General features: G+C 73.3%; 19 protein-coding genes. 3 read left to right on the top strand and 16 right to left on the bottom strand.

The genetic code is table 11. The features are described from left to right. Positions 1-363: 363 nt before the first annotated feature. The 9 genes from ABZ135_RS25650 to ABZ135_RS25690 form a co-directional block, all read right to left on the bottom strand. Positions 364-2685, bottom strand: a complete 2322-nt coding sequence (locus ABZ135_RS25650; protein ID WP_356698608.1) for a molybdopterin cofactor-binding domain-containing protein — start codon at positions 2683-2685, stop codon at positions 364-366. Then, positions 2682-4136: a 2Fe-2S iron-sulfur cluster-binding protein gene (locus ABZ135_RS25655; RefSeq protein WP_356698609.1), complete on the bottom strand. Its 1455-nt coding sequence runs from the start codon at positions 4134-4136 to the stop codon at positions 2682-2684. The genes ABZ135_RS25650 and ABZ135_RS25655 overlap by 4 nt, the downstream gene beginning before the upstream one ends. Next, positions 4133-5020 carry an FAD binding domain-containing protein gene (locus ABZ135_RS25660; protein ID WP_356698610.1) on the bottom strand — a complete coding sequence of 296 codons (888 nt, stop codon included), beginning with the start codon at positions 5018-5020 and terminating at the stop codon, positions 4133-4135. Before ABZ135_RS25660 ends, ABZ135_RS25655 begins: the two co-directional genes overlap by 4 nt. 240 nt (positions 5021-5260) lie before the next feature. Further along, positions 5261-6937 carry a beta-N-acetylhexosaminidase gene (locus ABZ135_RS25665; protein ID WP_356698611.1) on the bottom strand — a complete coding sequence of 559 codons (1677 nt, stop codon included), beginning with the start codon at positions 6935-6937 and terminating at the stop codon, positions 5261-5263. A gap of 4 nt (positions 6938-6941) precedes the next feature. Then, a complete protein-coding gene (locus ABZ135_RS25670) occupies positions 6942-7790 on the bottom strand; it encodes a carbohydrate ABC transporter permease (protein ID WP_356698612.1) in 849 nt (282 codons plus the stop codon). Next, positions 7787-8767 carry a sugar ABC transporter permease gene (locus ABZ135_RS25675; protein ID WP_356698613.1) on the bottom strand — a complete coding sequence of 327 codons (981 nt, stop codon included), beginning with the start codon at positions 8765-8767 and terminating at the stop codon, positions 7787-7789. Before ABZ135_RS25675 ends, ABZ135_RS25670 begins: the two co-directional genes overlap by 4 nt. Before the next feature lie 17 nt (positions 8768-8784). Then, positions 8785-10077, bottom strand: coding sequence for an extracellular solute-binding protein (locus tag ABZ135_RS25680; protein WP_356698614.1), 1293 nt, complete (start codon positions 10075-10077; stop codon positions 8785-8787). Positions 10078-10341: 264 nt separating this feature from the next. Beyond that, positions 10342-10632, bottom strand: a complete 291-nt coding sequence (locus tag ABZ135_RS25685) for a DUF3039 domain-containing protein (protein ID WP_352080191.1) — start codon at positions 10630-10632, stop codon at positions 10342-10344. Positions 10633-10659: 27 nt separating this feature from the next. Further along, on the bottom strand, positions 10660-11220 hold the full coding sequence (locus ABZ135_RS25690; protein WP_356698615.1) for a YqgE/AlgH family protein: 561 nt from the start codon (positions 11218-11220) through the stop codon (positions 10660-10662). Positions 11221-11483: 263 nt separating this feature from the next. Between ABZ135_RS25690 and murA the strand changes: the two genes are divergently transcribed. Next, on the top strand, positions 11484-12830 hold the full coding sequence (murA, locus tag ABZ135_RS25695) for a UDP-N-acetylglucosamine 1-carboxyvinyltransferase (protein WP_356698616.1): 1347 nt from the start codon (positions 11484-11486) through the stop codon (positions 12828-12830). Between the two features lie 122 nt (positions 12831-12952). On the opposite strand, the gene ABZ135_RS25700 is transcribed toward murA, so the two are convergent. The 3 genes from ABZ135_RS25700 to ABZ135_RS25710 all read right to left on the bottom strand — a co-directional run bounded on the left by ABZ135_RS25700 (position 12953) and on the right by ABZ135_RS25710 (position 17703). Continuing rightward, a complete protein-coding gene (locus tag ABZ135_RS25700) occupies positions 12953-13234 on the bottom strand; it encodes an HU family DNA-binding protein (protein WP_017237029.1) in 282 nt (93 codons plus the stop codon). Positions 13235-13569: 335 nt separating this feature from the next. Further along, on the bottom strand, positions 13570-14985 hold the full coding sequence (locus tag ABZ135_RS25705; protein ID WP_356698617.1) for an NAD-dependent malic enzyme: 1416 nt from the start codon (positions 14983-14985) through the stop codon (positions 13570-13572). 372 nt (positions 14986-15357) lie between these two features. After that, the gene (locus tag ABZ135_RS25710; RefSeq protein ID WP_356698618.1) at positions 15358-17703 is read right to left on the bottom strand and encodes a UvrD-helicase domain-containing protein; all 2346 of its coding nucleotides are present in this window, start codon (positions 17701-17703) and stop codon (positions 15358-15360) included. Between the two features lie 173 nt (positions 17704-17876). Between ABZ135_RS25710 and ABZ135_RS25715 the strand changes: the two genes are divergently transcribed. Continuing rightward, positions 17877-18956, top strand: coding sequence for a nucleotidyl transferase AbiEii/AbiGii toxin family protein (locus ABZ135_RS25715; protein ID WP_356698619.1), 1080 nt, complete (start codon positions 17877-17879; stop codon positions 18954-18956). 194 nt (positions 18957-19150) lie between these two features. After that, the gene (locus ABZ135_RS25720) at positions 19151-19993 is read left to right on the top strand and encodes a helix-turn-helix domain-containing protein (protein ID WP_356698620.1); all 843 of its coding nucleotides are present in this window, start codon (positions 19151-19153) and stop codon (positions 19991-19993) included. Here ABZ135_RS25720 and ABZ135_RS25725 read toward each other — a convergent pair. From ABZ135_RS25725 to ABZ135_RS25740, 4 genes are all read right to left on the bottom strand, one after another. Beyond that, the gene (locus tag ABZ135_RS25725) at positions 19990-20541 is read right to left on the bottom strand and encodes a GNAT family protein (RefSeq protein ID WP_356698621.1); all 552 of its coding nucleotides are present in this window, start codon (positions 20539-20541) and stop codon (positions 19990-19992) included. The two genes, ABZ135_RS25720 and ABZ135_RS25725, sit on opposite strands and share 4 nt — an antisense overlap. A 117-nt stretch (positions 20542-20658) precedes the next feature. Beyond that, positions 20659-22056, bottom strand: coding sequence for a uroporphyrinogen-III synthase (locus ABZ135_RS25730; RefSeq protein ID WP_356698622.1), 1398 nt, complete (start codon positions 22054-22056; stop codon positions 20659-20661). A gap of 42 nt (positions 22057-22098) precedes the next feature. Further along, a complete protein-coding gene (locus tag ABZ135_RS25735; RefSeq protein ID WP_356698623.1) occupies positions 22099-23454 on the bottom strand; it encodes a nitrate/nitrite transporter in 1356 nt (451 codons plus the stop codon). A 189-nt stretch (positions 23455-23643) separates the two neighbouring features. Continuing rightward, entirely contained in the window at positions 23644-24633 is a 990-nt protein-coding gene (locus tag ABZ135_RS25740; protein WP_356698624.1) for a LysR family transcriptional regulator, read from the bottom strand. Positions 24634-24681: the final 48 nt, after the last annotated feature.

The following is a 24681-nucleotide window of genomic DNA, read 5'->3' on the forward strand; positions in this document are numbered from 1 at the left end:
AACGATGGCCATGTGTGGCCTGCCCGGCGCGGGCAGTGCGGTCCGCGCGCGACCGACGGATCGGGAACCGGTATCACGGCCGCGGAGCCGTGACAGCCTCTTCGGCTCCGGCCCCGCCCTCACGTCGGCGGGCAGTTGGTTCAGACGCACGCCGACCCGGTCGGCCGCCGCGCTCCGCTCCGCGGCCCACTCCTTCTCGAACGACACGATTCCCCCCGCTTCCGTCACCGCATGAGAGGCAGGAGTTTACTCATGCACACGGTCACGCACAGACGTCCGGGGCGAGATCCCGCCAGGGAGCGAGGGGAGCCGCGGCCACCGGAGTGGGAGTTCGTCAGGTCGCGCCCGAGACCCGGCCGGGCCTCAGGCCACCACCACCGCCGCCTGCGGGCGGATCGGCAGGCGGTTGACGGGGCGGCCGGTGGCGGCGCGGACCGCGGCGGCGACGGCGGCCGGGGAGGTGACGACGGGGACCGCGCTGGCGGGCTTGGCGCCGAAGGGGGCGACGACGTCGCGTTCCTCGACGAGTTTCACGATGCGAATGTCCGGGGCGTCCAGGGACGTGGGCAGGGCGTAGCCCGTCAGGTCGGGGTGGCGGACCAGGCCGCGGGAGGTGCGGAGGTTCTCGGTGAGGGCGGCGCCGACGCCCTGGGTGACGCCGGCCTCGATGCGGGTGGCGAGCTGGGCCGGGTTGAGGATGCGGCCGACGTCCTGGGCGACCGCCATCTCGACGACCCGCACCGTCCCCAGCTCGACGTCGACGTCCACCACCGCGCGGATGGCGCAGAAGGCGATGCCGACGAAGGCGTCGCCCTGGCCGGACTCGTCGAGCGGCTCGGTGGGGTGCGGGCGGCACTGGGCGGTGGCCCAGAGCTCCTTGCCCTCCAGGGCCTCGGTGACCGTGGTGGACAGGACACCGTCGTACGAGGTGATCTTGCCGTCGGCGATCTGGAGCAGCTCGGTCGACATGCCGAACTTGTGGGCCAGCGGCTGCAGGAGCTGCGTGCGGACCATCTTCGCCGCCCGCTCCACCGCGCCGCCCGAGACCCAGGTGTGGCGGCCGTGCGTGGCGGGCCCGGCCGGGGGCTGGTCGGTGTCGACCGGGGCCACGTACACCTCGTCGACGCCCAGGGTGTCCTGGACGATCTGGCGGGCCAGGGTCGAGAAGCCGGAACCGGTGTCCACGGCCGCGCAGATGACGGTGGCGACGCCGTCCTGGACCCGGACCGTGGCCGTCGAGACCTCGTCCGTGCCCTCGGCGCCCAGCATGTGCACCATGCCCAGCGCGTAGCCGACGCCCCGCCGCACCGCGCCGGGCTCCCCCGCGCCGTCCGGGCCGCCGGGCAGCAGCCAGTCCTCCTCGGGGGCGTCCATGGGCAGCGAGGGAAGGGGGAAGTCCCGTACGGCGGCGAGGAGTTCGGCGACCGGGGCCGGGCAGGTCACGGTCTGGCCGGTGGGCAGGATGTCGCCCGTCGACAGGACGTTGCGCATACGGAGTTCCGCCGGGTCCAGGCCCAGCTTCCCGGCCAGCTTGTCCATCTGCGCCTCGTACGCCGCGCACACCTGCATCGCGCCCTCGCCCCGCACATGGCCGGACGGCGGGTTGTTGGTGCGCACCGCCCAGCCCTCGACGAAGGCGTGCGGGACGACGTACGGACCGCAGGCGAAGGCCACGGCCGCGGCGAGGGACTCGGAGGAGGAGTCGGCGTACGCGCCCGCGTCGAGCAGGATCTGCGCCTCCACCTTCACCAGCCGGCCCTCGGCGTCCGCGTGGTGGCGGTAGCGCAGCAGGGTGGGGTGGCGGTGGGCGTGGCCGAGGAAGGACTCCTCGCGGGTGGCGGTGAGTTTGACCGGGCAGCCGGTGCGGAGCGCCAGCAGGCCCAGCGGGATCTGGAAGCCGGGGTCCTCGCGGTCGCCGGTGGCGCCGGGCACTCCGGTGACGACCACCTTGACCTGCTCGGGCGCGAGGCCGAAGCAGGCCGCCGCCAGGTCGCGGTCGGTGTGCGGGTCGGTCGACGCCGTGTAGAGCTCGACGCCGCCGTCGGGACGCGGCACGGCCAGCGCGGCCTCCGCGCCGACCGGCGCGGTGTCCTGCCGGCCGATCCGGTACAGGCCCTCGACGACGACCTCGCCGGTCGCCCCCGGGTCGCCGAAGCGCAGCGGGATGTGCCGGATCAGGTTGCCGTCCGGGTGCAGGGGCTCGGCGCCGAATGCCTGCTCGGGGTCGGTGACCGGTTCCAGGACCTCGTACTCGACGGCGATGGCGGCGGCCGCGAGCCGCGCCGTGTCGGGGTGGTCGGCGGCGACGGCGGCGATGGCCTCGCCGTGGTGGCGGACGAGGTCGGAGGCGAAGACGGGGCGGTCGGCGACCTGGCGGCCGTACGTGGCGGCGCCGGGCACGTCGGCGTGGGTCACCACGGCCCGTACGCCCGGCATCGCGGCCGCCGCCGTGGTGTCGATCGACACGATCCGGGCGTGCGGGTGCGGGGAGCGCAGGATCGCCGCCCACAGCAGGCCCTCGGCCCACAGGTCGGAGGCGTACGGGAAGGTGCCCTCGGTCTTCGCCCGGGCGTCGGCCTGCGGAAGCGAGACGCCGAGACCGAGACCGGAACCGGAACCGGAACCGGAGCCGAGGCCGAAGCCGAGGCCGTCGGTCGGCTCCGTGGTCGTCGTGTCGCTGCTCACGCCGTGCCTCCGTCGTGCGGGTGGGGAATCTGGTGCGGGATACGGGCCTCGTCACCGGGACCGGCCGCCGCCTCGCGCCCGGCGACGACCTCCTTCACGGCGTCGAGGACGCCCCGGTAGCCGGAGCAGCGGCACAGGTTGCCGCACAGCGCCTGGCGGGTCTCCAGCTCGGTCGGGGCGTGGTTGCCCTCGAGCAGGTCGTGGACGGTCATGGCCATGCCGGGGATGCAGAAGCCGCACTGCACACCGCACTTGGCCAGGGCCCGCTGCACGTCGGACGGCTCGCCGTCCACGGCCAGGCCCTCGACGGTCCGCACCTCGCAGCCGGCGGCCGTCGCGGCCGGCACCAGGCAGGAGGCGACCAGCCGGCCGTCGACCTGCACGTTGCAGGCGCCGCACTCGCCCTGCGAGCAGCCGTCCTTGGCCCCGGCGAGGCCGAGCCGCTCCCGCAGGACGTAGAGCAGCGACTCGCCGATCCAGGAGTCGGTGACGGGACGGTCGGCGCCGTTCACGCGCAGCGTGTACGAGATGTGGGGGTGCTCTTCGCTGTCGGTCGACATGTCGACGGGCAGCTCGGACGGCGGCGCGACGGGGAGGTCGGCGGGGGGACCCGCGGGCGGGTCGACGGGCCGGTCGGCCGGCTGGCCGGCGGGCGGGGTCGCCGCCATGTCCGCCGCCACGTCCGCCGTCCCGTCCGCCGCCGGGTCCCCCTGCGGGTCCACCGGCGGGAGGCCGACGGCCGGCGTCTCGTCCGGGGCCTCGGCCGCCGGCGCCTCCTCCACCGGCTCCGCGCCGGGTACGGGCTCCTGCGCGGCCTCCGGTACGGGTACGGGCTCCGGCTCGGGCTCCGTCACCGCCCACGGTGCCGGGGCGCCGCCCGGCAGCGTCGCGGGCGCGCTGCTCGCGTACTGCGCCATCGACGACGCCGTGTACTCGCCCGAGTCCTCCTGGACGTCCGGGCCGTCCTGGAACGTCGGGATCGTCCACGAGGCCGTCTGCTCGTGGGCGGCCTCGTGCAGGGCCTCGTGCGGAACCTGGTGCGCGGTCTCGGCCCCGACCCCGTACCCGGCGTCGTACGCGACCTCGTGAGCGACCTCGTGACCGGACCCGTGAACGGCGTCCTGCCCCGCGCCCTGGTGACCCGCGCCCTGGTGACCCGCGCCCTGGTGACCCGTCTCCTGCGGGTACGGCGGCTGCGCCGTCCACGCGCCCGCCGCCGCGGGGTCCGGCTGCCCGGGCTCCGGCACCCCGGGGTCCGCCGGCGGCGGCGACAGAGGCACCAGCGGCGTGATCATCGGCGGCACATAGCCGTGACCGGGCGCCTCCAGGGGCACGCCCTCCAGCATGAATTCGGGCGGGAGCTGCACGAACGCCGTCGCGTCGCCGTCGTACCCCTCGCTCTGCGGGATCGGCTCCCAGCCGCCGGTCCCGCCCTCGTGTGCGTCGCTCACGACAGCGCCCTCCCCAGAGCTCGTCGGGCCAGCGCGGCGACCGTGCGCCGCAGGTGCAGTACGGCCGGGGGCAACTGCTCGTCGCCCTGCGGGTCCGGAATGCACGCGGCGGCCACGTAATCGCCGAACGCCGCCAGCGCCTCCGGGGCCAGACCCCGCTCCCCGTCCCAGTCCACCAGAGAGGCGATCCACTGCTCCGCCTCCAGCGGCCGCAGCGGCATCGGCGCGATCGCGCCGACCGCGCAGCGCACCCCGCGCCGCGCCGGGTCGAGGACGACGGCGACGGAGGCGGTGGCGCGGGCCGGACCGGTGCGGCCGGTGGCCTTGAGGAAGACCTGCGGGGCGTGCAGCAGCGGTACGCGGACGAAGGCGACCAGTTCGCCGGGGGCCAGCAGGTCGCGGCCGGCCAGGAGGTGGCTGACGGGCATCTCCCGGCTGCCCAGCGGGCCGACGACGACCAGCTCGGCCTCCAGGGCGGCGAGCACCGGCAGCGAGTCCCCGGTGGGCGCGGCGGACACGACGTTGCCGCCGAGGGTGCCGGCGTTGCGGATCTGCGGCGGGCCCGCGACGCGCGAGGCGGCGGCCAGGGCCGGGATGAGGGCCGCGAAGTCGGGGCGGCCCATGCGGGCGTGGGTGAGGCCCGCGCCGAGCAGGGCGTGGCCGTCCTGGTACTGCCAGCCGCGGATCTCGTTGATCCGGCTCAGGCCGACCAGGCCCGCGGGGCGGAGCTGTCCGCGGTTGACGGCGGCCATCAGGTCGGTGCCGCCCGCCACGGGAACGGCGGCCGGCATGGCCGTCAGCGCCGCCACTGCCTCGTCGAGCGAGGCGGGCAGCGTCACGGACCGCGCCGTCCGTGATGCCGTCTGTGGTGCGTGCGTGGTCAACCCGCTGCCCCTTCCCGGTGTCCCGGTGATCCCCGACCGTCCCCGGCTGTCACGCCTGTGTGGCCGTACCGTACGTGCTCACGGCCCGGACGTGGCAACTCTGGCACATCTTCCGCGGCGTACGTCGCGAGGGTCGGCGAAGGACCGTTCCGTTCGCGGGTCGCCGGGGGCTTCCGGCGACCCGCGCACGCCCCGGACGCCTGATGTGCCGCTCCCGGGTGACGCGAGGGGGCGGGATTCTCACACGTTCGGGGGTGCCCCGTCGACGGGGCGGCCCGGCACGCCGGGGCGGCGCTGCCAGGGAAGGGGGCCGGACGGCGGCCGGTAGGCGACGCCGAGGGCGTCCAGGCGGCGGTAGTGGACGGCCATGCGGCGCTCGAATCCGGCGAGGTCACGGGCCTCCGGGGCGGGCAGCCGGGACCAGGCGACCTCGGCGAAGGCGGCGAGGCGCGGGAAGACCTGGTAGTCGACGCGGGCCCGGTTCTCCATGACCTCGGTCCACACGTTGGCCTGGGTGCCCAGGATGTGGGCGGCCGCCTCGGGGGCGAGGCCGGGCGGCACGGGCTCGAAGCGGTAGACGTCCGCCAGGGTGCGGACGTACCCGATCGGCATCGGCTCGTCCTCGCCGGGCGCCTGACGGTGGTCCAGGTACACGTGCTGCTCGGGGCACATCACGACGTCGTGCCCGGCCTCGGCGGCGGTGATCCCGCCCGCGTAACCGCGCCAGGAGGAGACGGCGGCGCCGGGCGTGAGGCCCCGCTCCGTCGTCCCGCCCTCCAGGATCTCGTCCCAGCCGATGAGCCGGCGGCCCCGGTCGGCGAGCCAGCGGTCGAAGTGGCGGACGAACCAGGACTGCAGCCCGTCCTCGTCGCCGACGCCGAGCTCCGCGATCCGGGCCCGGGCGGTGGGCGACGCCTTCCACTGGTCCTTGGGGCACTCGTCGCCGCCGATGTGCACGAAGGGCGAGACCTCCGCCGGGAAGAGGTCGAGGACCTCTTCGAGGACGCCCTCGTAGAAGCGCAGGACGTTGTCGGTGGGGGCGAGTACGTTCGGACTGACCCCCCAGGTGTCCCAGACGGAGAGGGCGGTGGTGTCGATGACGTCGGTGTTGCCGAGTTCGGGGTACGCGGCGATGGCGGCCTGCGAGTGGCCGGGAAGGTCGATCTCGGGGACGACCGCGATATGCCGGTCGGCGGCGTAGCCGACGATCTCGCGGATGTCGTCCTGGGTGTAGTAGCCGCCGTGCGGCGTCTCGTTCCACAGCGGCGACGCCCGGTGCCCCCACTTGGTCCGCGCCCGCCAGGCGCCGACCTCGGTGAGGCGCGGGTGGCGCCTGATCTCGATGCGCCAGCCCTGGTCGTCGGTGAGGTGCAGGTGCAGGACGTTCAGCTTGTGCGCGGCCATCAGGTCGAGCTGGCGCAGGACGTCGTCCTTGGGCATGAAGTGGCGGGCGACGTCGAGCATGAGGCCGCGCCAGCGGAAGCGGGGGCCGTCGGAGACGGTGAGCGCGGGCAGGTCCCAGGCGCGTCCGCCCCGCACCAGAGGCGCCCTGCGGTACGCGTCGGGGCCGAGCAGTTGCCGGAGCGTCTGGGCTCCCCAGAACACGCCGGCGGGGCCGCCGCCCTCGATGGCGACGGCCGCGTCGGCGACGGAGCCGTCGGTGGACAGGCGGTAGCCCTCCGGGCCGTGCTCGCGCTCGACGTCGGCGCTGATCCGGAGCCGGATGGCGCGCGGGCCGGGTCCGTCCGCGAACGGCAGGCCGGTGGCGGCGCCGAGCGCCGAGCGAAGCCACCGGGCGGTGTCGTGCGTACCGGGCCCGGCGTCGAGCGTGGTCCGCTCGTCCAGGGAGAGGCGACCGGGGGCGCCGTGGCGCTCGGCCGCGGCGGGCAGGGGAATCAGGTCCGGGTCGGCAGGCATCGCGTCAGTCCTTCACCGCTCCGCCGAGGCCCGAGACCAGGCGGCGCTGTACGAGTACGAAGAAGACGAGCACCGGGATCGTCATCACGGTCGAGCCCGCCATGATCCCTCCCCAGTCGTTCTCGTCGGGCTTGAAGAAGACCAGCAGCGCCATGGGGAGGGTCGACTGCGAGGTGTCGCTGATGAGGAAGGACTTCGCGAAGAGGAAGTCGTTCCAGGTGGAGATGAAGGAGAAGACGCTCGTCGCGACCAGCCCCGGGAAGACCAGCGGGAAGAGGATCGTCCACAGGAAGCGGGCGCGGCTCGCGCCGTCGATCATCGCCTGTTCCTCCAGGGCCTCCGGCACCGCCTTGACGAAGCCGCGGAGCATCCAGATCGCGAAGGGCAGCGAGAAGGCGATGTGCGGGAGGATCAGCGAGCCCAGGGTGTTGAGCTGGCCGAGGTCCCGCATGAGGAAGAACAGCGGGATGGTGAGCGCCTCGACGGGCACCATCTGCGCGACCAGGAACATGACGAGCAGGGTGGTGCGGAGGCGGAAGCGGAAGCGGGTGACGGCGGTCGCGGCAAGGAAGGCGATCACGGCGGAGGCGAGCACCACCGCGAGGGCGACGGTCAGGGAGTTGAGGAAGTAGCGGCCGAATTCCTGCTGTTCGAAGACGCGGCGGAAGGAGTCCAGGGACGGGGACAGGGTCCACGGTCGCGGCCGGGTCGACTGGATCTCGCCGGCCGGTTTGAAGGCGGAGAGGACCATCCAGTAGAGCGGGAAGGCGACGGCGGCCGCGACGAGCAGGGCCGTCGCCTCGGCGGCGAGCCGCCCGGGACGCACGGGCCGCCGGATGCGGAAGGCACTCACAGTTCTTCTCCCTGGCGGCGCAGCAGACGGAGGTACACGAGCGTCACGGCCATCAGGATCAGCAGCATGACGACGCCGATGGCCGCGCCCAGGCTGTACTGGGAGGAGGCGAACGCCTTCTGGTAGGCGTAGACGTTGAGGACGAGGTTCTGGCCGGCGATGCCGCCGCCTCCGGTCATCACGTAGATCTGCGTGAAGACCTTGAAGTCCCAGATGACCGACTGGATCGTGACGACGACCAGGATCGGCCGGAGCATCGGGGCCATGACGGAGCGCCAGATCCGCCACTGCGAGGCGCCGTCGAGGGCGGCGGCCTCCAGGACCTCGGTGGGGATGGCCCGGATGCCCGCGTAGACGGTGACCATCACGAAGGGGAACGAGCACCAGACGACCTCCATCAGGACCAGGGCGAAGGCGCTGTAGCGCCCGTAGGTCCAGGAGAAGTCGCCGAGGCCGAGGAGCCGGTTGACGGGCCCGTGGTCGGGGTCGAAGAGGAAGACCCAGACGGTGGAGCCGGTGACGGCGGGGGTGGCCCAGGCGCCGAGCGCGGCCAGCATGAGGGCGAGCCGGGGCAGGGCGCGGACGCGGGTGAGGAGGACCGCGAGGGCGCAGCCGACGGCGAGGGTGGTGACCACGCAGGCGGCGGCGAAGAGGACGGTGGCGAGGAGGACCTGCCGGAACTGCGGGTCGGTGAAGAGGGCGGTGTAGTTGCCGAAGCCCTGGAAGGAGGTGGGTTCGCCGCCGCTGACCTGGGCCTGGGTGTACTCCAGGAAGGAGATCAGGCCGAGTTGGTAGATCGGGTAGACGAGGAGCGCGCCGAGGACGGCGAGGGCGGGGAGCAGATAGAGCCAGGGGGTCCAGGCGGAGCCGCCGCGGCGGGGCTTCCGCCGGGGTGCGGGGCCGGGCGGCCGCGCGGGGGCGGCGTCCCCGGCGGTCTTGTTCGCCGGGGCGCCGGGTGCGGTCGTGGTGGGCGTCATGAGGCCGGCCCGCCGGTTCAGCGCGCGGCCGCGGCGAAGGCCGCGTCCATCTTCTTCGCGGCGTCGCCCGAGGCGGCCTCGACGTCCTTACGGCCGCTGACGATCTCCTGGAACATGGTCGGCAGCACCTGCGAGGCGTCGATCTGCCCCCAGGCGGCGGAGGCGGGGACGGACTTGGCGCCGGCGCCGAGGGTGTCGATGAAGGGCTTCACGAACGGCTGCTTGCGGGCCGCCTCCTGCCGGACGTCGGTGTACGTGGGCAGGAAGCCCATGGCGTCGAAGAGCCGGCCCTGGGTCTCCTTGCCGGCGAGGGACTTCATCAGCTCGATGGCGAGGGTGCGGTGGGAGGTGCTCTTCAGGACGCCGAGGTTGTTCCCGCCCGCGAAGGCGGGGGCGATGGAGCCGGGGGTGGTGCCGGGCAGCGGCACGACGGCGTACTTGCCCTTGACCGCGCCGGCTTCGACGGCGGCGTGGCTGAAGTCGCCGCCGATGGCCATCGCGGCCTTGCCGGAGGCGAAGGCGGTGACGGTGGCGTTGCCGCCCATGGAGGCGCATTTGGCGGCCGGGCAGTTGTCGTCGCCGAAGAGGGAGGTGTAGGCGGTGATGCCCCTGCGGGCGGCCTCGCTGTCGACGGCGGCCTCGTACGAGTCGCCCCGGGCGGTGGCGAGTTCGCCGCCGTGGGCCCACAGGAACGGCAGGGCGCCGTAGGTGTACGCGCCGCCGACGGCGATCCCGTACAGCTCGGGCTTCGCCTTGCGGACCTTCCTGGCCGTCGCGATGAGCTCGGCCTGGGACTTGGGGGCGGTGAGGCCGAGTTCGGCGAAGACGTCGGTGCGGTAGTAGAGGGCGCGGACGCCGACGAAGAGGGGGGCGCCGTAGACCTTGCCGCCGACGGTGACGGAGGAGCGGGCGGTGGGGTCGGTGTCCCGGGCGTCGGACCAGGTGCCGAACTCGGCGGTGATGTCGGCGAGTCCGCCGTCCTTCACGTAGCCGGCGGTGTCGGTGTTGCCGTACTCGACGAGGTCGGGCGCGGACGCGGGGTCGTTGAAGGCGGCCTTGACGCGCTGGGCGCGGGTGTCGACGGGGATGTACTCGACCTCGACGTCCGTGCCCTTGTGGCGCTGTTCGAAGGCGGCGACGGCCTGGTCGACGACCTGTTCCTTGGGCTTGTTGTTCACCTCCTGGAAGAGCCAGACGCGCAGGGTTCCGCTCTTCTCGTCGGTCGTGGCGGTGCCGCCGGAGGTCTGGGGGGCGCAGGCGGCGAGGGTGATGAGGGCGATGGGTACGGCGAGGCGGGCAGGAAGCTTCATGGCGGTTCCCCTCCGAGCGTGTTGCAACATACGCAACGGGCGTTTCGTGCTGCACAACACGCGTGAGGTTAGGGGCGGACCCGCACCACGACAAGTGGTCTCAACCACTCTGTGACCGGCCGAAGCACCCCGCGCAACGAGCGCGGACGAGAACGGCCCCCGGCACGCCACCACACGGGTGAGCGCGCCGGGGGCCGTCCCCGACTCGTACATACAGGCGCGTACGGAAAGGCGCCTACGGAAAGGCGCGTGCGTACGGGCGGACTACTTGTCCTTGCCGCCCTTGCCCTTGTCCTTATCTCCGCCGGAGCCCATGGACTCGTAGATCTCCTTGCACATCGGGCAGACCGGGTACTTCTTGGGGTCGCGCCCCGGTACCCAGACCTTGCCGCAGAGTGCCACCACGGGAGTGCCGTCGAGGGCGCTCGCCATGATCTTGTCCTTCTGGACGTAATGGGCGTAGCGCTCGTGGTCGCCGTCACCGTGGGACACCTGCGGCGTCGGCTCGACGAGGGTTCCCGTACCTGCCCCGCGCTCGGGCTCGAGAGTGCTCATGGGCCCAGGGTACTGAAAACCGGGGGGTCAGTTCAGCGAAGGGTCGTCCGGGTACGTCGCGACCATCGCCAGGTCGCCGCGCTGGCGGCGCAGGACCTGGCGCCAGAGGGTCTCGGGGCGCGGGGAGGAGATGTCACCGGGCTCCGACTCGACCACGTACCAGGCGCCGTCACCGAGCTCGGCCTCGAGCTGGCCGGGGCCCCAGCCCGCGTAGCCGGCGAAGATGCGCAGGGCGCCGATCGCCGGGCCGAGGAGTTCGGGCGGGGTCTCCAGGTCGACCAGGCCGATGGCGCCGTGCACCCGGCGCCAGCCGAGCGGGCCCTCGTCGCCGGGGATCACGGCGATGCCGAGGGCGGCGTCGAGCGACACCGGGCCGCCCTGGAAGACGACGCCGGGCTCGCCGGCCAGATCGGCCCACGGGGCGAGGATGTCGCCGACGGTCACCGGTGTGGGCCGGTTGAGGACCACGCCGAGGGAACCCTCGTCGTCGTGGTCGAGCAGCAGGACGACCGCGCGGTCGAAGTTCGGGTCCGCCAGCGCGGGGGTGGCGACGAGCAGCCGTCCTGTGAGCGAGGACACCTCGGTCATGCGACACATGATCCCGCATCTTCGGCGTTTACGGGGGTTGTCCGGCCGGGTCCGGGGTAGGTGGGCGCCGTTGCAGGTCAGCCCGGCCCCGCGGAGAGGGGTGGCCGGCAAGCGGACGGTGACGCTCCGCAAGATCGCGGGGACGGAGGGTGTTGTGCCGAATTCATTACGTTCGCGGGTACCCCTCAGCCACACAAGTGGGGTCTCCTTGCCCCTTACCCTTTTCTCTGGCCACCCGACCGACGACCCGGAACGCGAGATCCATGACCGGCACAGACAGCCATGATGTACTGCTCGTCCATGGCGGAACCCCGCTGGAGGGCGAGATCCGCGTCCGCGGCGCGAAGAACCTCGTGCCCAAGGCGATGGTCGCCGCCCTGCTCGGCAGCGAGCCGAGCCGACTGCGCAACGTGCCCGACATCCGTGACGTCCGCGTGGTCCGCGGACTGCTCCAGCTCCACGGTGTGACGGTCCGCCCCGGCGAGGAGCCGGGCGAGCTGATCATGGATCCGACCCATGTCGAATCCGCCAACGTGGCCGACATCGACGCCCACGCCGGCTCCTCGCGCATCCCGATCCTCTTCTGCGGCCCGCTGCTGCACCGCCTCGGCCACGCCTTCATCCCGGGCCTGGGCGGCTGCGACATCGGCGGCCGGCCGATCGACTTCCACTTCGACGTGCTGCGCAAGTTCGGCGCGACGATCGAGAAGCGCGCGGACGGGCAGTACCTGGAGGCCCCGCAGCGGCTGCGCGGCACCAAGATCCGCCTGCCGTACCCCTCCGTCGGCGCCACCGAGCAGGTGCTGCTCACCGCCGTCCTCGCCGAGGGCGTCACCGAGCTGTCCAACGCCGCCGTGGAGCCGGAGATCGAGGACCTCATCTGCGTGCTGCAGAAGATGGGCGCGATCATCGCCATGGACACCGACCGGACCATCCGGATCACCGGTGTCGACAAGCTCGGCGGCTACAACCACCACGCCCTCTCGGACCGCCTGGAGGCGGCCTCCTGGGCGTCGGCGGCGCTCGCGACCGAGGGCGACATCTACGTGCGCGGCGCCCAGCAGCGCTCGATGATGACCTTCCTCAACACGTACCGGAAGGTCGGCGGCGCCTTCGAGATCGACGACGAGGGCATCCGCTTCTGGCACCCGGGCGGCTCGCTGAACGCCATCGCCCTGGAGACGGACGTGCACCCCGGCTTCCAGACCGACTGGCAGCAGCCGCTGGTGGTGGCGCTGACCCAGGCGGCGGGCCTGTCCATCGTCCACGAGACGGTGTACGAGTCGCGGCTCGGCTTCACCTCCGCGCTGAACCAGATGGGCGCGCACATCCAGCTCTACCGCGAGTGCCTGGGCGGTTCGGACTGCCGCTTCGGCCAGCGCAACTTCCTGCACTCGGCGGTCGTCAGCGGCCCGACCAGGCTCCAGGGCGCCGACCTGGTCATCCCGGACCTGCGCGGCGGCTTCTCGTACCTGATCGCGGCGCTCGCGGCGCAGGGCACCAGCCGCGTGCACGGCATCGACCTGATCAACCGCGGCTACGAGAACTTCATGGAGAAGCTGGTGGAGCTCGGCGCCAAGGTGGAGCTCCCGGGCAGCGCGCTCGTATAAGCGCCTGCAACCGCTTCTGACGGGCAAACGAGAGGGCGGCCACCCCCTGACAGGGTGGCCGCCCTTTCGGCTTGCCTCAGGCCGTCTGTACGGCCTCGCGGCGCGCGCTGCCTACAGGCTGCTTACTTGCCCTTGGCGGCTTCCTTGAGCTTCGAGCCCGCGGAGACCTTCACGCTGTAGCCGGCCGGGATGTTGATCGGGTCGCCGGTCTGCGGGTTACGAGCGGTGCGAGCGGCACGGTGGGTGCGCTCGAAGGTCAGGAAGCCGGGGATGGTGACCTTCTCGTCACCCTTGGCGACGACCTCGCCGACGGTCTCGGCGAGCGCGGCCAGAACGGCGTCGGCGTCCTTGCGGGTCACCTCGGCGCGGTCGGCCAGGGCGGCCACCAGCTCACTGCGGTTCATTTCGTTACTCCCGTGTTTCTTCTTGCCTGTGAGGCGGGTTGCCTGTGAGGCGGGCCACGCGGCGGAGCCGCATGATGGGCACTTCGAAGCCGATGCTGCCAGGGCCCTCGGACAGTGCCCGGACCCGGGTCTGGTGACAGACCCTCGCGCCCAGACCGCATCCTGCCCCCACCAGCGGCGGGAACGCCAATCCGGCACCCCTGGGGGTCACACGAAAAGCGCCAGTGCCCACCGGTGGTGACGTAGCGTCGACTCCGCACGGACGGTGCGGAGCCGAACTACCACCCTAAAGGCGGGTTTGGGGTGCGGCGACTCGCGACACGCGCGCCGCGGCCTCAGGCGCCCGCGCCCGCCGCCTTCGCCGCGTTGCGCACGGCGCCCGCGACGGCGCCCGCGACCTTGTCGTTGAAGACCGACGGGATGATGTAGTTGGGGTTCAGCTCGTCCTCGGTGACGACGTCGGCGAGGGCGCTGGCCGCGGCCAGCATCATCTCCGTGTTCACCGTCCGCGACTGGGCGTCGAGCAGACCGCGGAAGACACCCGGGAAGACCAGCACGTTGTTGATCTGGTTGGGGAAGTCCGAGCGGCCGGTGGCGACGACGGCGGCGGTCTGCCGGGCGATCGCCGGCTCCACCTCGGGGTCGGGGTTCGCGAGCGCGAACACGATGGCGCCCTCCGCCATGGCGGCCACGTCCTCGCCGCCCAGCACGTTGGGGGCCGAGACGCCGATGAAGACGTCGGCGCCGACCACGGCCTCCTTGAGGGTGCCGGTGACGCCCTCCGGGTTGGTGTTGTCGGCGATCCAGCGCAGCGGCGAGTCCGGCGTGGCGTCCACCAGGTCCTCGCGGCCCGCGTGGACGACGCCGTGGATGTCGGCGACGACCGCGTGCTTCACGCCGGCCGCGATCAGCAGCTTCAGGATGGCCGTACCGGCCGCGCCGGCGCCGGACATCACGACCCGCACGTCGCCGATGCCCTTGCCGACCACGCGCAGGGCGTTGGTGAGCGCGGCGAGCACGACGATGGCGGTGCCGTGCTGGTCGTCGTGGAAGACGGGGATGTCCAGGGCCTCGCGCAGCCGGGCCTCGATCTCGAAGCAGCGGGGCGCGGAGATGTCCTCCAGGTTGATGCCCGCGAAGCCGGGGGCGATGGCCTTGACGATCTCGACGATGGCGTCGGAGTCCTGGGTGTCCAGGCAGATCGGCCAGGCGTCGATGCCGGCGAAGCGCTTGAAGAGGGCCGCCTTGCCCTCCATGACGGGCAGCGCGGCCTTGGGGCCGATGTTGCCGAGGCCGAGGACGGCGGAACCGTCGGTCACGACCGCGACGGAGTTGCGCTTGATGGTGAGGCGGCGGGCGTCCTCGGGGTTCTCGGCGATCGCCATGCAGACCCGGGCCACGCCCGGGGTGTAGACCATGGAGAGGTCGTCACGGTTGCGGATGGGATGCTTCGACGCCATCTCGATCTTGCCGCCGAGGTGCATCAGGAACGTACGGTCGGAGACCTTGCCGAGGACGACGCCCTCGATGCCGCGAAGCTGCTCGACGATCTCCTCGGCGTGCGCGGTGGAGGTCGCGGCGATGGTCACGTCGATGCGCAGCTTCTCGTGGCCGGATGCGGTGACGTCGAGGCCGGTGACGGAGCCGCCGTGGGACTCGACGGCCGTGGTGAGCTGCGAGACCGCGGTGCCGCTCGCGGGCACCTCGAGCCGGACCGTCATCGAGTACGAGACGCTGGGCGCCGTTGCCATGGCCGTGTTCCTCTGCTTTCCCTAGCTTCGTTGCTACGCCGGCCCGGCTGGTCACCGGGTGGCGCCCTCCGATGGTCGCACCTACCTGCCGGTAGCAGGTAATACGGTCTTTTCGTTTTCGGAAAGTAGTTTCCACCATACGAGAGAAGCGCGGGAAACAGAAGGGACGACCGCAAACAGAAGAGGTCCCCGTCACCCGAAGGTGACGAGGACCTCTCACGTAGGCGACACCGACCCGCCATGCTCGCCTCGCGGCAAGTGGTCCCTCTGAGGGACGAAGGTTGGGCCCGGGGGCTTGGATCGGGCCGGTGTCACGACAAGGCTAACAAACCACCCCGGGAAGCGATTCCCGCGGCGCGAGATGACGTGAAATCAGTCCCGCAGCAGGTCCGGGACCCCGTTCGCGTCCGGCAGGTCCCGGGCCCCGGAGACCACCGTCAGCGCCTGGGTGGACCGGGTCAGGGCCACGTACAGCACCCGCAGCCCGGCCGGCGACTCGTCCGCGATCTCCGCGGGCGAGACGACCACCGTGGCGTCGTACTCCAGACCCTTCGCCTCCAGGGAGCCGAGCGCCACCACCCGGTCGCCGAGGCCGGCGAGCCAGCGGGCGGCCTCCGCGCGCCGGTCCATGGCGACGACCACACCGACCGTGCCGTCCACCCGCTCCAGGAGCCGCTCCGCCTCCGACCGTACGGTTCGGGCCAGCTCGCCCTTCTCCGCGACCGCGACGAACCGGGGCTCGACCCCCGTGGAGCGCACCGCCTTCGGCGACTCCTTGCCGGGCATCGCGAGCGCGAGCACCTTGGCGGCGAGCTCGGCGATCTCGGCCGGGTTGCGGTAGTTCACGGTGAGCTCGAAGCGGCGGCGCGGCCGGGTGCCGAGAGCCTCGTCGCGGGCCGCGGCCGCCTCGTCCGGGTCGGACCAGGAGGACTGGGCGGGGTCGCCGACCACGGTCCAGGTGGCGTGCCGGCCGCGCCGGCCGACCATCCGCCACTGCATGGGTGTGAGGTCCTGCGCCTCGTCGACGATGACATGGGCGTACTCGGTGCGCTCGGCCGCGAGCCGCTCGGCCCGCTCCCGCTGGGTCTCCTCCCGTACGGGCATGAGCTCCTCCAGGCCCGTGAGCTGGTCCAGCGGGTCGTACTCCCGCTTCTTGCGGGGCCTGGCGGGCGTGCCGAGCAGGGTCTGGAGCTCGTCGAGCAGGGCCACGTCGTGGACGGAGAGCCCGGGGCGGCGCAGCGAGCGGGCCAGCCGGCGGACCTCGCCGGGGTTGAGGATCCGGCGGGCCCAGCGGCCGAGCCGCTTCTCGTCGGCCATGGCGTCGAGGACCCGCCGCGGGGTCAGCTCGGGCCACCAGGCGTCGAGGAAGGAGAGGAAGGAGTCCTCGGTGGACACGTCCTCGTCGAAGGAGGAGCGCAGTTCGGCGGCGAGCTCGGGGTCGCTGTGCCGGCCGGCCGCGCCGGACTTGGCGTACAGCGCGTCGAGCAGCAGCCGGCGGGCGCGGGGGCGCAGCAGGTTGACGGGCGCGGTGCCGCCGAGGACGTTGTGGCGGATCCGCTTGAGCTCCTCGGCGCCGAGCTCCAGGCGGCGGCCGAAGGCGACGACCCGCAGCAGGGTCGGGGTGCCGGCCGGGGCCTTGGGGGCCTCGTCGTCCTCGCCGAAGGCGAGCTGGGCCTTGGGCGCGGGGGTCTCCAGGGCGCCGCGGGCGGCCTTGCGCAGCACGGCGAGCATGCGGGAGGAGCCCTTGACCCGGGCGACGGCGGGCTCGTCGTACGCGTCGGCCTCGACGCCGTCGACCAGCGAGCCGAGCGCCCGGATGGCGACCTGGCCCTCCTCGCCGAGCGAGGGCAGCACGCCCTCGGTGTAGGAGACGAGCAGCGGGGTCGGCGAGACGATGAGGATGCCGCCCGCGTAGCGGCGCCGGTCCTGGTAGAGCAGGTAGGCGGCGCGGTGCAGGGCGACGGCGGTCTTCCCGGTGCCGGGGCCGCCCTCGACGTAGGTGACGGAGGCGGCGGGGGCGCGGATGACCAGGTCCTGCTCGGCCTGGATGGAGGCGACGATGTCCCGCATGCTGTGGCCGCGGGCCTGGCCGAGCGCGGCCATGAGGGCGCCGTCGCCGATGACGGGGAGCTCGCGGCCGTCGAGGGTGGCCTTCAGCTCGGGGCGCATCAGGTCGTCCTCGACGCCGAGGACCTTGCGGCCCTTGGAGCGGATGACGCGGCGGCGCACGACCCGGCCGGGGTCGACGGGGGTGGAGCGGTAGAAGGGGGCGGCGGCGGGCGCCCGCCAGTCGATGACGAGCGGCGAGTAGTCGGCGTCGAGGACGCCGATGCGGCCGATGTGCAGGGTCTCGCCGATCTCGGCGTACTGCCGGCCGCTCTCGGTCCGTACGGCGTCCTCGGCGGGCTCGACGGAGGTGTAGGCGCCGTCGGGCCCCTTCTTGCCGTCCTTGCCGTAGAGGAGGTCGATGCGGCCGAAGAGGAAGTCCTCGAACTCGTTGTTGAGCCGGTTGAGGTGGATCCCGGCGCGGAAGACCTGGGCGTCGCGCTCGGCGAGGGCGCCGGGCGTGCCGACCTGGCCCCGCTGGGCGGCGTCGTTCATCAGGAACTCGGCCTCGTGGATCTTCTCCTCCAGGCGGCGGTAGACCTGATCCAGATGTTCCTGTTCGACACCGATCTCGCGGTCTCTGACCGTGTCGACGGCTTCCTGCGCGGCCACCGGGCCCCCTTCTGACGTGCACTGGGCAGCCTTCGAGGCTACGCCACCGGGGGGCGCCGTGTCAGGACTGGGGCCGTGTCAGGGGCGGTGCGGGTGGGGCCGGATCGGTTGTCGGAGGCCGTGGCTACAGTCCACGCCGTGGGCGGTCGGCTCCATGGGGCTGGGGAGGCGTGATGAGCGGAGAGGGGTCCGGGACCACCGGTCCCGGGGGCGACGAGCGGGGGCGCGAGGCGCACCGGCCCGCGGATCGGGCCGCGTATCGGTCGGCGCACCGGGCCGCGCTCGACCATCTGGTCCGGCTCGTCGCCGGGTCGCCGCTCGGGGACGAGCTGGTGCTGCGGGGCAGCGCGGTCATGCCGGCCTGGGTGGGGGCCGATGCTCGGGAGCCCGCCGACCTCGACTGGATCGTCCCGCCGCCGCTCCTGGTCCCGCTGGATCCCGCCCACCCCTATCCGTACGTGGACGAGCTGGCGACCGTACAGCAGTGGCCGGAGGCGGCCGACGGCGCCGGCCGCTACGAGATCTGGCGGTTCGAGGAGTTCGAGACCCGCGGCCTGCACCCCCGGCTGCCGCCCGAGGGCCTGCACTGGACGGTGGAGGCGGAGCCGTCGCCGGAGCCGGAGGACACCGCGCCCCACGAGGTGCTGCTCGCCCTGGTGCGGGAGAACCCGGTGGCCGCTGCTGGCGTGGTGCTCGACGCGGACGGCGCCCGGATCGACGGGACGTGGACCTACACGGCGTACGACTGCCCGGGCATCCGGCTGCTGATCCCGTGGACGGCGGAGGACCTCCCGCCGGGCCCTCCGTCGGGGCTTCCGTCGGGCCCTCCGTCGGACGTTCCGTCGGGCCGGGTGCGGGTGGACTTCGCGCGCGACGAACGGCTCCCGGAGCCGCCGGTCCTGACGGCGGTGCCCCGCGGGGACGGTTCCGGGCGGACCGTGGTGCGCACCGCCGGGCGCGCGCTGTCGCTGGCCTGGAAGCTGCTGTGGCTGCACACCGACTCGGCGACGGAGGGGCGGGCGCGGGCCAAGGACCTCTACGACGCGGTGCTCCTCGCGGAGTCGAAGGCCACCCGCCTCTCCCCCGAGCTGCTGCGCCGGGTGTTCCGTGACGCGCCGGGCCGGCGGGAGGGGGACCGGATCGAGGTGATCCTGCCGCCCGCGGACTGGGACGCCTTCCGCGCGGAGCATCCCCGGGTGCGGGGCACGGCCGAGGAGTGGGTGCGGCGGCTGCGGCGGGCGCTGGAGCCGTAGCGGTGGGGGGTCGGCCCGGGCGTACGGGGGAGCCGCCCGGGCCGACCGGGACCGGACCGCTCGGGGGAGTGCGTCCGGTCGTCGTGGTGTCCCCGCAGGTCAGCGCGAGGGCACCCACAGTATGAACGTTCAACTGTTTATTATCTACGGACCGATTTTCCTGGTAATTCGCGTACGGGCACATGGGGGGTGCGGTGAACAAGACGGCACTACGGGCCCTCCTGAAGGAACGCCGCGAACTGATCGCCCCCGAGGCGCACGGCCTGTCCCGGCCCACCGGGCGCGGCCGGCGCGCCCGCGGCCTGTCCCAGCAGCAGGTGGACGAGCTGACCTGCCGCGCGGTCGACACGTACAACCGCCTGGAGACCGGCCGCTACCCGAACCCGCCCGCCGACTATCTGCGGCAGGTCGGCCGTCTCTTCGGCCTCAACGAGCAGGAGTGGGTGATGCTCTGCCGGTACGCGGGGATCGGCGACCCGCCCGGGCCGCTCACGCCCTCCTCCGGTCTGGAGGTCCCGGGCGCGTGGCAGGAGGCCGTCGACGGCATCGGCCACATGGCCTACGTGACCGACGCGTCCTGGAACCTGCTCGCCCACAACCGGCACTTCGCCGCCATGCACCCGGGCGGCCGGGTCCCCGCGAACACCATGCGCTGGATGCTCCTCGACGAGGAGGCCCGGGGGACCAGCCTCGTCGACTGGCACGGCGTGTGGGCGCCGCTGATCCTGCCGCAGTTGCGCGCCGCTCTCGCCGTGCGCCGCGAGGACGAGACCCTGCGGCAGATCGAGCGGGAGGTCCGCGCCGATCCGGACCTCGGCCCGCTGTGGGAGGCGGGCGGCGCCCACATCCACCCGGACGGCGACGAACGCCCGCTGCACCACGCCCTCGAGGGCCCCGGCCACGTCACCATCTGCGCCGCCCAGCCCCTCACGGCGCCCGGCGCGCGCCTGATCATCATGCTGTTCCGCCCGGGCCCCCGTAAGTCCCACCCGAGGGCGCCGATGCTGCGGGCGGCGCGTGCCGAAGAGACGGACTAGAGGGCCGGCGGCGGGTCGTCGTGCAGGACGCGCTGGAAGAGGTGGTGGTCGCGCCACTCGCCGTCGATGTGGAGATAGCGGGGCGCGGTCCCGATCCGCTCGAAGCCGCACTTCGCGAGGACCCGCTGCGAGGCGTGGTTGTGGAGCAGGGTGCACGCCTCGATCCGGTGCAGGCCGAGCTCCTCGCGCGCGGCCCGGCACGCCTCCTCGACGAGGGCGGTGGCCAGACCGCGCCCGGTGTGGTCCTCGGCGACCCAGTAGCCGAGCGATCCGCTGCGGAACGGGCCCAGCGCGATCCCGGAGAGCGTCACCGACCCGACGATCACCTCCCCCGCCTCGCCGCCGCCCGCCCCGTCGGCCACGGCGAACCACCGCGGCCGCCCGTCCCCGAGCCGCGCCGCCTGCCCCTCCGCCGTGTAGTACGCCTCGCTCCAGCGCGGCTCCCAGGGCCGCAGATACGCCCGGTTGCGGAGCAGCGCGGCGGCGAGCGCCGCGCCGTCACCGGGGGCGGCCGGCCGGATACGGACATCGTCGGGGATCTTGATCATCCGCGTACGGTAACCGCGGGAGCGGGCGTTCGGGTACGGGCGGTCGGGTACGGGCGGTCGGGAGCGGGCGTTGGGGTACTTGGTCGGGTACGGGGCCGCAAGGCGCCGTCCGCCTCGCTAGGAGCCCGCGTCCTCGCCGTACTTCGTGTCCGCCGACGGGTCGAGGGCCAGGCGGTAACCCCGCTTGACCACGGTCTGGATCAGTTTCGGGGTGCCCAGGGCCGTGCGGAGGCGGGCCATGGCCGTTTCCACGGCGTGTTCGTCGCGGCCCGCGCCGGGCAGGGCGCGGAGGAGTTCGGGGCGCCCGACGACCCAGCCGGGGCGGCGGGCGAGGAGGCCGAGGAGGGCCATGCCGGCCGGCGGGACCGGGCGCAGGGCGCCGTCGACGAGGACCGCGTGGCCGCGGATCTCGATGCGGTGTCCGGCGACCGGCAGGACCCGGGCCCGGGCGGGCAGCTCCTGGCACAGGAGCTGCACCAGCGGGCCGAGCCGGAAGCGCTCGGGCTGATGCGTGTCGACGCCCAGGGCCTGCAGCGGCAGCGCCGTCACCGGGCCCACGCACACCGCGAGCACGTCGTGGCGCAGGGCGGCGAGGAGTTCGTCGAGCAGCCCGCGGTCGCGCGCCCGGTCGATGAGCGAGGCGGCGGCCGGGGCGCTGGTGAAGGTCACCGCGTCCAGGGCGCGGCCGACGGTCGCGTCGAGCAGCCGGTCGAGCGGGCCGATGTCCTCGGGGGGCATCCAGCGGTAGACCGGGACGGGCACTACCTCCGCCCCGGCGGCGCAGAGCGCCTCCACGAATCCGGGCAGCGGCTCCCCGTGCAGTTGGAGGGCGATCCGCCGCCCGGCGACGCCCTCGTCGAGGAGCCGGTCGAGGACCTCGGCCATCGACTCGGAGGACGGTGACCAGGTCTCGGTGAGTCCGGCGGCCCGTACCGCGCCCTTGACCTTGGGGCCGCGGGCGAGGAGTTCGACCCCGCGCAGCCGGTCGAGGAGCCGCTCGCCGAAGCCCCAGCCGTCGGCCGCCTCGACCCAGCCGCGGAAGCCGATCGCCGTGGTGGCGACGACGACGTCGGGGGCGTGGTCGATGAGGTCCTTGGTGGCGGAGAGCAGTTCGGTGTCGTCGGCGAGCGGCACGATCCGCAGCGCGGGGCCGTGCACGATCCCCGCGCCGCGGCGGCGCAGCAGGGCGATCAGCTCGTCCGCGCGCCGTGCCGCCGTGACACCGACGGTGAAGCCCGCCAGGGGACCCTGGCCCTGCTCCCGCCGCCCGGCCGGATCGGGCACGGCCCCCTCCGGCACGGCCCCCTCCGGCACGGCGACCTCCGGCGTCGCCCCTTCCGGCGTCGCCCCTTCCGGCGTGGCCGTGCCCCGGCTGTCCGTCCCGCGCCCGTCCTCGTCGCGCCCGCCCGTGCCGCGCTCGTCCATGTCGTGCCGCTCGCCCATGTCGTGCTCGCCCCTGTCGTGCTCGTCCCTGTCGGCCGAGAGTGCCGGGGTCGCGTGTCCGTCTCGGTTCACGCGTATTTCCTGGTCGTTACGGCCGTACGGGCCCACTGTGACTCATACCTCGGCGGGCGCGCGCCGCGCTTCCGCTCCGGCGGCGGTGTCCGGGACGGGGGCCACGGCGGAGGGCCGGCGAAGGTATACCGCCCAGGTGACGACGATGCAGGCCGCGTAGAAGGCGAGGAAGGCGACGAAGGCGCCGGTGCCGGAGCCGACGGTGAGGAAGGACTGGCGGAAGGCCAGGTTGATGCCGAGGCCGCCGATCGCGCCGACCGCGCCGATGAGACCCATCGAGGCCCCGGAGATCCGCCGGCCGTACGCCTCGGCCTCCTCGCCCGCGAGGCCCTTGCGGTGCCCCTGGGTGAGGAAGATCGCCGGGATCATCTTGTACGTGGAGCCGTTGCCCAGGCCGCTCAGGGCGAAGAGGGCGATGAAGCCGATCAGGAAGACGGCGAGGGACTCGACCATGGAGGCGTAGAGGACGACACCGGCGGCGAGGGCCATGGCGGCGAAGGTGGCCAGGGTGATGCGGGCGCCGCCGTGCCGGTCGGCGAGCGCGCCGCCGACGGGGCGGACGAGCGAGCCGAGCAGCGGGCCGATGAAGGTGAGGGAGGCGGCCTGGAGCGGGGTGCGCCCGAACTGGGTCTGCAGGACCAGGCCGAAGGCGAAGCTGTAGCCGATGAAGGAGCCGAAGGTGCCGATGTAGAGGAAGGCCATGATCCAGGTGTGGCGGGCCTTCACGGCCTCCTTGACGGCGCCGGTGTCGTTCCTGACGGGGGCCAGGTTGTCCATGAACAGCGCGGCGCACACGGCGGCGACGACGATCAGCGGCAGGTAGACGCCGAGGACGATCCTGGGGTGCATCGCTCCGGCGGTGCCGATGACGAGGAGGCCGACGAGCTGGACGACGGGGACGCCGATGTTGCCGCCGCCCGCGTTCAGGCCGAGCGCCCAGCCCTTCTTCCGGAGCGGGAAGAAGGCGTTGATGTTGGTCATGGAGGAGGCGAAGTTGCCGCCGCCGACGCCGGTGAGGGCGGCGACGAGCACGAAGGTGCCGTACGAGGTGCCCGGCTCCATCACCGCGAAGGCGAGCCCCGTCGGCAGCAGGAGCAGCAGGGCGCTGAAGATCGTCCAGTTGCGGCCGCCGAAGCGGGCGACGGCGAAGGTGTACGGGATGCGGATGAAGGCGCCGACGAGGGTGGCGGTGGCGATGAGGAAGAACTTGCCCGCCGGGTCGACGCCGTACTGGGGCCCCATGAAGAGGACCATGACGGACCACAGGCTCCAGACGGAGAAGCCGATGTGCTCCGCCAGCACCGAGAACCACAGGTTGCGGCGCGCGATCCGCTCCCCCTGTTCACGCCAGAAGGTCTCGTCCTCCGGCTCCCAGCGTTCGATCCACCGGCCGCCCATCTCGCACCTCCACGCTGTCGGTCCCCTTGCCCGAGTGCTCGGGTCCCTGTGGTGCCGACGCTAGGAAGGCCGCGTTTCAGAGCGGTGCCGTGAGGTGACGGGTACGGAACCTTGCTCTCACCCGGCGCGCGGGACCGCTGTGAGCGCCCCGGCCCCGGTCCCCTGGTCGCCGCCGGGCTCCGCCCCTGGTCATCCGGCGCGGTCGCCGTCCGGAAGGCCCGGCTCGCCGGCCGGCAGCCAGGAGCCGGGCGGCCGGACGTGCCAGCCCTCGCGGGCGGCGAGCTCGCGGGCGGCCCGGCGCAGGGCGTCGAGGCCGGGGTGGCGCAGGCCCCTGCGCCACACCAGGCTCACCGGCGAGAGCGGAACGGGGTCGACGATCGGCCGCAGGACGCTGCCCGGCATGGGCGGGAAGTCGACGACGGCGAGCACCGAGACGCGGGCCTTCTCCATGATCCGGCGGAACTCCTCCTTGCCGACGGCGAGCGGAGCGGGCGGGGAGACACGGATCCCGCGGCCGTCGAACAGCCGGGCGGCGAGGTCGGTCCACTCGGGCGTACGGTCGTTGCCGGCGCCCGCGTAGACGTCCCGGCCGGCGAGGGCGTCCAGCGGGACGGCGGTCAGCTCGGCCAGCGGGTCGTCCTCCGGCAGCAGCACGGCCATCGGCTCGTACCGCACGAACTGCGTCTCCAGGCGCGCCCGCAGCTCGGGCGCGAGCCCGCCGTACCGTCCGAAGGAGGCGTCGAGCCGGCCGGCGAGGATCTCTCGCACGGCGCCGGTCAGCCCGCTCTCGTAGCGGGCCATCAGCTCGAGCTCCGGGGCCAGTTCGCGGGCGAGGTGGAGCACGGACTCGTGGCCGAGGTCGGGGCTGTTGAGGTCGACGAGGAGCGGGCGGGGCGCGCCGCGGAAGGCGTCGGCGAGCTCGTCCTGCGCGGCCAGGACCTTGTGGGCGTACGGCAGGAGCCGTTCGCCGTCCGGGGTGAGGGCGACCTGGCGGGTGGTCCGCAGGAACAGCTCGGCGCCCAGCTCCCGTTCGAGCCGCCGGACGTCCCGGCTGAGGGCCTGCTGGGCGACGAAGAGCCGGCCGGCGGCGCGGGTGAAGTGGAGCTCCTCGGCGACGGCGACGAAGGCGCGCAGCAGCCGGGGGTCGAGGTCGTTGCTCTGTCCGTACGGGGTGGTCACCGCCGCATTCAACAACCCAGGTGCGTGAATCGCCACCGAATAGGTGTT

The organism is Streptomyces sp. NPDC006339 (assembly GCF_040612775.1).
Lineage (GTDB): Bacteria > Actinomycetota > Actinomycetes > Streptomycetales > Streptomycetaceae > Streptomyces.

Bases quoted from the DNA above. Each gene is read 5' to 3' on its own strand.
- ABZ135_RS25665 (WP_356698611.1), bottom strand. From the start codon at position 6,937: ATGCCTGCCGACCCGGACCTGATTCCCCTGCCCGCCGCGGCCGAGCGC.
- ABZ135_RS25675 (WP_356698613.1), bottom strand. From the start codon at position 8,767: ATGACGCCCACCACGACCGCACCCGGCGCCCCGGCGAACAAGACCGCC.
- ABZ135_RS25680 (WP_356698614.1), bottom strand. From the start codon at position 10,077: ATGAAGCTTCCTGCCCGCCTCGCCGTACCCATCGCCCTCATCACCCTC.
- ABZ135_RS25685 (WP_352080191.1), bottom strand. From the start codon at position 10,632: ATGAGCACTCTCGAGCCCGAGCGCGGGGCAGGTACGGGAACCCTCGTC.
- ABZ135_RS25690 (WP_356698615.1), bottom strand. From the start codon at position 11,220: ATGACCGAGGTGTCCTCGCTCACAGGACGGCTGCTCGTCGCCACCCCC.
- murA (WP_356698616.1), top strand. From the start codon at position 11,484: ATGACCGGCACAGACAGCCATGATGTACTGCTCGTCCATGGCGGAACC.
- ABZ135_RS25700 (WP_017237029.1), bottom strand. From the start codon at position 13,234: ATGAACCGCAGTGAGCTGGTGGCCGCCCTGGCCGACCGCGCCGAGGTG.
- ABZ135_RS25705 (WP_356698617.1), bottom strand. From the start codon at position 14,985: ATGGCAACGGCGCCCAGCGTCTCGTACTCGATGACGGTCCGGCTCGAG.
- ABZ135_RS25715 (WP_356698619.1), top strand. From the start codon at position 17,877: ATGAGCGGAGAGGGGTCCGGGACCACCGGTCCCGGGGGCGACGAGCGG.
- ABZ135_RS25725 (WP_356698621.1), bottom strand. From the start codon at position 20,541: ATGATCAAGATCCCCGACGATGTCCGTATCCGGCCGGCCGCCCCCGGT.
- ABZ135_RS25735 (WP_356698623.1), bottom strand. From the start codon at position 23,454: ATGGGCGGCCGGTGGATCGAACGCTGGGAGCCGGAGGACGAGACCTTC.